The organism is Vibrio sp. L85 (assembly GCF_963871815.1).
GTDB classification, from domain to species: Bacteria; Pseudomonadota; Gammaproteobacteria; order Enterobacterales; family Vibrionaceae; genus Vibrio; species Vibrio harveyi.
In genome coordinates this window covers 1-7571 of sequence record NZ_CAWMYL010000247.1, presented here as the reverse complement: position 1 = coordinate 7571, position 7571 = coordinate 1, and the positions used below count along the sequence as shown (strand labels likewise).

Sequence of the window (7571 nt, the reverse complement as noted above, 5' to 3'; positions counted from 1 at the left end):
CTTCTCAAATGCTAGGTTTACTTGTTCAGTTAGCCATGCATCGTGAGATAATGTTTTTCTTTGTTGTTCAGCGAGTTGCTCAGTAAGTTCACGGCAAGCATCACTTAGAGTTCGACCTTGGCTCTCAGCCATTTGTTGAGCTAGGCGTTTTGTTTCTTCATCAACACGAAATTGAATTCTAGTGTCCATGATATATTCCTTTGTTGGTGTGTGTACAAATGTTAGCACTTGGCTTTGAGATGGGCAACTAACAAACAATTTAAGAGTGATTCGGCACGCGTGGCATTTTTACTATGCGTTGGTTTTAGTGATTAAGGTGGTATGCGGGAGCATCGTTTTGTGTGCCTCACACCTTAATTGGGCGTTATGTGATTTATTAAGTAAGAGGTCAAAATTGAATAACGAAGTTTGGTTCCAATTAGTAAAACAATGGAAAGAGTCTGGGAGAGGGGTGTACGGACTTACTTTTCCATTTTTAGTTGGTGCGTTGGCAAGAATTCAAGATCGAGAGCCAACAAAAGAATTTATTACGGAGTTGTTTACATCGATTATTGATAATCCGGTTACTGGTTTTTATGGAGAAGTTAGATGGTGTGGGAACATTGATGAACCTGTCATTTCAGTAAATCCACTTGAGCGGCTAGCAACTGTTTCTATCAAAGATAGCTTCAAGCATGGTGAAGTAACCACTTTAGCGTTTACTACCGATCTTATGAACATGTTTCATCTGAACTGCGAGGATGCTAAAGAATGCTTAGGTAAGCTCATTGAGCTTACTAATGAGATAACCCAAAACTCAGTATTCTCAAAAAATGCAGGTTCGTTTACAGATTTCTCTGAAGATGACTTGTATTTCATTTCGGAAGTATCTGGAGTAAAAATCACATAACAAACTGTTTAAGAGTGATTCGCAACGCGTAGCATTTTCAATATGCGTTGATTTTAGTGTTTAAGGTGGTATGCGGCGGCTTTGGTATTGCGTTGCTCACACCTTAACAGGGCGTTAAATGAACGGAGTGATAATGAGTAATTTGCATGAAAGATCTAGTGTCCGAAATGGAATAGTTGAAATAGAGCTTAATTCATGGATGGAATTTGTAGAGTTTTGTGATTTCTATTGGTCTCAGGATTTTGGTCTTTATTTTAGGGGGCAGCGAGATTCAAGCTGGGGACTTAATACGACATTAGATCGTTTTTCTCAAACGCTTGATCGTCGATGTGGTGGTACGTACAAAACACTGCTGGGTAGCTTTACAAAATCTTTAAGAGGAAGATCCAATGTAGCAAAAGAAATAGACAGGAATGAAGACGAGATTTGGGCTATTGGTCAGCACAATGGATTGGCAACACCTCTTTTAGACTGGACTACTGCAAGTTATATTGCTTTATTCTTTGCATTTGAGGAGGATACTCCTTCTTCTACTGGTAAACGTACTATTTGGGCGGTACATAAATACATAGCTGAAGAAATGGAAGTATTTAATGAAAACAAAACCGCTGAAGACGAATTTAAGTTTGTGGACTTAATCACTGACCATAATCCAAGATTGCTGTCTCAGTCGGGGGTTTTTACCAAGCAGCCGATAGCATTTAACTTTGAAAGTTGGATAGAAGAAAGATGGAAAGGAATAACTGATAGGCCAGTTATGTTTAAAGTCCACTTACCTGATTCAGAGCGAGTTCGAATCTTAACAAATTTACGACAAATGAATATTCATCATGCTTCAATATATCCAGATGTAATCGGTGCAGCAAAGTATGCTCAACATGAGTTGAGTCTACTTGATGAAAAAGTGAAAAAGATGGATAACTTATCACTTATTGATCATGCGCACTACTCGAAATAGTTCATTTAACAAACAATTTAAGAGTGATTCAGCACGCTTGGCATTTTTGATTTGGGTTTAGTTTAGTGTTTAAGGTGGTCAAATTAAGTGTCGTGGTCGCGTGCTTCACACCTTAATTGGGCGTTAGCACTCTCTACGTATATTTAGCAATATCTAATGTAATTTATTGGTCATATAAGGCAGTTATGAGCAAAATCCACACGAAAAATGGTTTTCATTATAAGCACACAAAAAGTTGTTACGGTGGTGTTTGGAGTCATACTTGGTATATCAAGCCCGTAGAATCTGAAATTTTCCTCGGTTATACAAATACGGATACCTTCAAAACCTTAAAAGCTGATGTTGAAAATTTTCTATCCAATCCGCAAAAAGCTCGAGAGTACTATTTTGCTGACTTAGCTAGAAAAAGTGATGTGGAATTTGCACTAAAGCAATTAGCTGACGCTGAAGCTCGTTACGAAAGGGTTCACTCTCCTGATTTTGATATTAAGGGTAATAATCCAAATGCAGAAACTCGTGCTCGTCGAAATGCAGAGAGTCAGTTGTTTTCAGCGAGAGCAGCGTTAGAGCAAGCACAAAGGTTCAAAGCAATTTTAGGTAATGCGCCTTCACGTGAGTCAGAGTGCTAACAATCTGTTTAAGAGTGATTCGCAACGCTTGGCATTTTTGCTATGAGTTGCGTTTAGTGTTTAAGGTGGTATGCGGAAGCTTAGGTATAGCGTTGCTCACACCTTAACAGGGCGTTATAGCGCAAGATATACACCAAGTATTATGTTCTATATAATTGCCTTTTCATCCCTATACAGAGACAACTCAGTGCGTGCTGAATCCCTAAAAAAACTGTATGAAGAAAGTGGACTTGGCGGTTTATTCGATATTCGAGTAGAGCAAGATTATCCAGAACGAAACTATTCAGCTGTTCGTCTAAAGCAGAATGCCTTTAGACTAAGAGCTTTTGAATTATGGGAGAATACAAAAGGGCATTTCTTTCGTATTTATCATGGTGACGTACCAACTGCTATAAAAGCAGAACTTGAGTCTTATTCTTTACACAAGAGAAGTGCAAAAAATTACTCAGACTTCATTGGTAATGGGGAAGTCATTTTCCAGTATTTCTATGACCTATTTTCGAGTGACACTACTAAAGAAATTGCAAATCAAAATAAAATTTATACTCGTAATAGTGCGTATGAAGGGTTAGCTTTACCTGATGTGGACACATCGGATACTGACGTATTAGGAATGGAGTTCACTTGGAAAGAAATCATCGCAATTTCTGAAGATGAGTCGCCAGAAAACGAGTTAAAGAAAGTTCTATCTCAATCAGGTGTTTACCTTCAGAGATCAAGTGATGGAGTATCTCGTTATGTAGGCTCTGCATATAGTTGTGGCGGCATCTTAAACCGTTGGCTAAAGCATCTAAATAGTAACGGTGATGCTAAGCATTTAAACCTCTATGTACTAGAGAACGGTTACAACAACCTAGTATTTACGGTCTTAGAGTTTACAGATGAAACTTTGGCTCTCAAAGCTGAGTGCCGATGGAAGCAAACATTAGGTACGAAAAATACAGGTCCGTATGATGGTTTACGGCTGAATCGTAACTAAGCGCTATAACAATCTGTTTAAGAGTGATTCGCAACGCGTGGCATTTTTACTATGCGTTGCGTTTAGTGTTTAAGGTGGTATACGGTGGCTTCGGTATTGCGTTGCTCACACCTTAACAGGGCGTTAAGTATCTTTTTGGTATCTACCGGTTGATTCTTATTAGTTAATACAATAAATTAGCAGCGAAGAGGCGAAAGGTTTAACTTTCTGCTGTCTATCTGCGGTGGTCATGAAAATGTTTCTTTTTCCCCGTGTATGTCACACTTGTGGCGTCATGGTACTCGATATAAGAGAAAACAAAATCGCCTCTTCACTTTCAAGGTAATAAAATGATTTATATCAATTATTTTGTATCTCAGTTGAGTACACAACTGCCCAAAATTACCCTTCGCCCCTGGGTACGTTCTCTTAAGCACTGCACAAGTGTTGATGATTTAGCTCACTTTCTAGGGTTTAATTCTTACGGTGAGCTTAACTCGTTGGTGTATCCTCATACTAAAAACCTTTATAAATCTTTCTCGATTTCTAAAAAGAGTGGTGGTGAAAGAAATATTAAGGCTCCGAAGAGTAAGCTTAAAAGCATTCAAAGGTGGATCGGTCAAGACTTAGAGAATTACTACCGACCAAGATCTGCTTCTCATGGTTTTATTAATGGAAAGAGCATTATTACTAATGCAAAAGGGCATGTAGATAAAAGGTTTGTCTTAAACATAGATTTAGAAGACTTTTTCACCACAATTCACTTTGGGCGAGTAAAAAGTCTGTTTCAAGCCCACCCACTTAATTTGTCTCACTCAGTTGCAACAGTCTTAGCTCATATATGCTGTAATGAGGGAGTTTTACCCCAAGGTGCACCAACATCTCCAATTATATCAAATATGATTGCATATAAGTTAGATAAAGAGCTTACTAATTTAGCGATAAAAAATAGGTGCACCTACACGCGTTATGTTGATGATATAACTTTTTCGTTTACTCAAAAACTAGGTCGATTGCCCCGTTCAATTATTAAGGTAACAAAACAAAACAAGCAGATATTGGGTAATGATCTCTTAGGAGTAATTAGTACAAATGGTTTTCGTATAAATAGTAAAAAAACAAGGCTATTATCTAGAGACCAAAGACAAGAAGTAACAGGGCTTACCGTAAATGATAAGTTGAATATTCCTCGAACTTTTATTAGAGAAACTAGGTCAATGCTATATGCTTGGAAGAAGCATGGTCTTATAGAAGCTGAAGAAGAGTATATCAAAAAGTATCATAAAAAAACTCTAACTTATAATCAGCAAAGAATGCTCAAGCATAACAAAGGCAATTTTTTCAGAAAAATTGTACATGGTAAAGTCAACTACATAAAAATGGTACGGGGTGAAGATGACCCAATATATCGAAAAATTGCTTATCAGTATCTTTCTCGGATTGGAAAACCAGATAAAGATCTATTAAAAACACCACATGATCTTATTGCTGACTCAACCTTTATTATAGAGTGTTACCTCGACCAAGGACAAGGTACAGGCTTCTTGTTGGAAAATATTGGCTTAGTTACTAATGAACATGTAATTGAGGGGATTGATGCGAGTGATGCCGATCTATTAGAAATTTATAGATACTATGAAATGGATAATAAGCGGAAAGTTAGTTTTGGTAAATCCGATAAATCTTTAGATTTGGGTATTCTAAAACCAACCACAGACTTTAATGGTATTAAGCGCTTAAAGATTGGTGATGATAGCACTTTGTCTGTTGGGCAAAAAGTAACTGTAATTGGGTTTCCTCAATATTCGCCAAATGATACGCCATATATTAATACAGGGAAAATCATTCAGTCAAAAGTATTATTTGGACAACAAATCTGGCTATTAGATATACCCGTAATTCATGGTAATAGTGGTGGTCCTGTCGTCAATGAAAATAATGAAGTTATTGGTGTTGCAACGCGGGGGGCAGAAAAACATGACCAATCGACTAAGTTTCATGGCTTTATACCAATTTCGAGGCTAGTTGAATACCATACAACAGATACTTAACAAAGCATTTAAGAGTGATTCGCAACGCTTGGCGTTTTCGCTTCGCTCAAGTATAGCCAAGCGCCGCTCACACCTTAATGCGGCGTTAGGCATCTCGGAGATAAAATGTACGATATCGCAAAATTAGCTAAGAAAGAGGCAGAACTAAAGTCCAGCTTCCATGAACATTTTGTTGCCTTCTTTAAGAGCTTTGACTACACCGATATCTCGGAAACAAAAGTAAAAATTGTCGACGTCGACTGCCATGAAGATATCTCAAAGCTTATTTATGGCACTGGGCTGTATGTAATTTTTACTGACTACCAGTCAGATGAAAACCGATGCTCACTATGTGTCGATGGATTGAAAGCGATTTACCGTGGTCATGGTACAAGACTTAAGAAACGTGTAGAAAGTCATCTATATAATAATGTTTATAATGAAAATAGAGATCGAACTAATTATACCGTTTGTATGAAATTGAATGATCAAAATGGAATTAACATAAACGAAGATCCATTTCGGAAGTATCGCTGGAAAGTTATCACTCATAGTATGTCGGGAAGCAGTAAAACTATGCGAGAACAAGCTGAACAAGGCTTTGACTCAGTTTATGGTAGACCTTTAGGGTCCAATGCCTAACAAACTGTTTAAGAGTGATTCGCAACGCGTGGCATTTTCACTATGCGTTGCATTTAGTGTTTAAGGTGGTATGCGTCGGCATCGGTATTGCGTTGCTCACACCTTAACAGGGCGTTAGGTTTACGAGTTAACATGGGAAGTTAAAGTGGATAAAACTGAGTTGATAAAGCGACTTGAAGAGTTAGGTATAGGGCTAGAGCGTTTTACAGTCCAGTTAACCGACTACGTCCATAAATGGTCTGAAGCCTATGAGCTAATTGTCAGCGTGATTGCGCCTAGCTTGAGTGGCGTGACTATTTATCATATTGGTAGTACAGCGATTCCAGGCTCAATTGCAAAACCGATAATAGATATAGGTATCGCATATAATGACACTTTAACTTTGCAGCAAAACATTCTAGCGCTCGAATCTCTAGGCTTTACTTGCAAAGGAGAACGGGGAGTTGAAGGTCGTTGTTTCTTCACATATTACAACGACAACGAGCGCTTCGATTATATCCATGTTCATGCTTATAAGCACGGCGACTCAAAGTTAAGAAAACATATTCAATTTAGAGATGCTCACATTCAAAACCGAGAGTTGCTAATTGAGTACAATGCCCTCAAACAGGGCTTAGTTGCAAATGGCGTCAGTAGGCAAGATTATCCTGAGGCTAAAGCAGCTTATATTCAAAGAATACTGTCACTTACATCGTAAAATCATAAACCTAACAAACTGTTTAAGAGTGATTCGCGACGCGTGGCATTTTTACTATGCGTTGTGTTTGGTGTTTAAGGTGGTATGCGGGAGCTTCAGTATTGCGTTGCTCACACCTTAACAGGGCGTTATAAAGATTAGGAGACTTTCACGATAAATGGACTTAGTTGTTGAGTTACTAAAAACTGGTGATTACTGGATTGCGATTGTTGTAGTGATCGTAACTATTGCTATAAATGCTCCTAGAGTAACCGAGTACTACTTCTTACTTAGAAAAAATAGAATGGCTCAGATTTTGTCTGCTTTACAAGAACCGAGTGTTTCGGAAGAACTAAAGACTCATTTGAAAAATGAGCTCGATATTGAGTGTTTTAAAGGTATTCATGGTATCCGCGTTAGTCTCCCAATGTTAAAAGCAGTTTATGTACTTAATGAAAGGGTTGGGGCGACGGTCTCTTTCAGACATGTTTTGAAAACAGTCCAACTTTTACCTGATATTTCAGATGTAGAGCTTTTGTCGTACCGGATTAGATTAAATATCCTAGATAAGGTTATTGCTTCTTATAACCTGGTGTTTGGATTGCTCATAGCTGGCTTTGGGTTCATAACATTTTTACTATCGATTTACTCGATTGTTACTGGATTTGAGCCAAGTCTTCTTATTTCTGGTGTTATCTTCCTACCTTTAGGTTTTTACATGCTCAATGATGGTAGTGCCTTGAGAAGTGGCCCCCAAATTTCGGACATGACTTTAAGTGATTGATCTGT

The 7571-nt window shown here is 38.1% G+C and carries 9 protein-coding genes; 8 read left to right on the top strand and 1 reads right to left on the bottom strand.

Annotated features, from left to right (window positions below; genetic code table 11):
• On the bottom strand, positions 1-189 hold a 189-nt coding region (locus AACR11_RS28040; RefSeq protein WP_079325339.1), incomplete at its 3' end, for a type II toxin-antitoxin system RelB/DinJ family antitoxin.
• A gap of 205 nt (positions 190-394) precedes the next feature.
• Here AACR11_RS28040 and AACR11_RS28035 point away from each other — a divergent pair.
• From AACR11_RS28035 to AACR11_RS28000, 8 genes are all read left to right on the top strand, one after another.
• Positions 395-889 carry a hypothetical protein gene (locus AACR11_RS28035; RefSeq protein WP_029790620.1) on the top strand — a complete coding sequence of 165 codons (495 nt, stop codon included), beginning with the start codon at positions 395-397 and terminating at the stop codon, positions 887-889.
• Between the two features lie 133 nt (positions 890-1022).
• On the top strand, positions 1023-1847 hold the full coding sequence (locus tag AACR11_RS28030; protein WP_029790619.1) for an FRG domain-containing protein: 825 nt from the start codon (positions 1023-1025) through the stop codon (positions 1845-1847).
• Between the two features lie 185 nt (positions 1848-2032).
• A complete protein-coding gene (locus AACR11_RS28025; protein WP_029790618.1) occupies positions 2033-2476 on the top strand; it encodes a hypothetical protein in 444 nt (147 codons plus the stop codon).
• A gap of 187 nt (positions 2477-2663) precedes the next feature.
• Positions 2664-3455: a GIY-YIG nuclease family protein gene (locus AACR11_RS28020; protein ID WP_029790617.1), complete on the top strand. Its 792-nt coding sequence runs from the start codon at positions 2664-2666 to the stop codon at positions 3453-3455.
• 329 nt (positions 3456-3784) lie between these two features.
• The gene (locus AACR11_RS28015; protein WP_029790613.1) at positions 3785-5485 is read left to right on the top strand and encodes a reverse transcriptase domain-containing protein; all 1701 of its coding nucleotides are present in this window, start codon (positions 3785-3787) and stop codon (positions 5483-5485) included.
• A 105-nt stretch (positions 5486-5590) separates the two neighbouring features.
• Positions 5591-6106, top strand: coding sequence for a hypothetical protein (locus tag AACR11_RS28010; protein WP_029790612.1), 516 nt, complete (start codon positions 5591-5593; stop codon positions 6104-6106).
• A gap of 145 nt (positions 6107-6251) precedes the next feature.
• Positions 6252-6803, top strand: coding sequence for a GrpB family protein (locus AACR11_RS28005; protein WP_079325331.1), 552 nt, complete (start codon positions 6252-6254; stop codon positions 6801-6803).
• Between the two features lie 157 nt (positions 6804-6960).
• Positions 6961-7566 (top strand): hypothetical protein, encoded by a 606-nt coding sequence (locus tag AACR11_RS28000; RefSeq protein WP_079325329.1) that lies wholly within the window; start codon positions 6961-6963, stop codon positions 7564-7566.
• Positions 7567-7571: the final 5 nt, after the last annotated feature.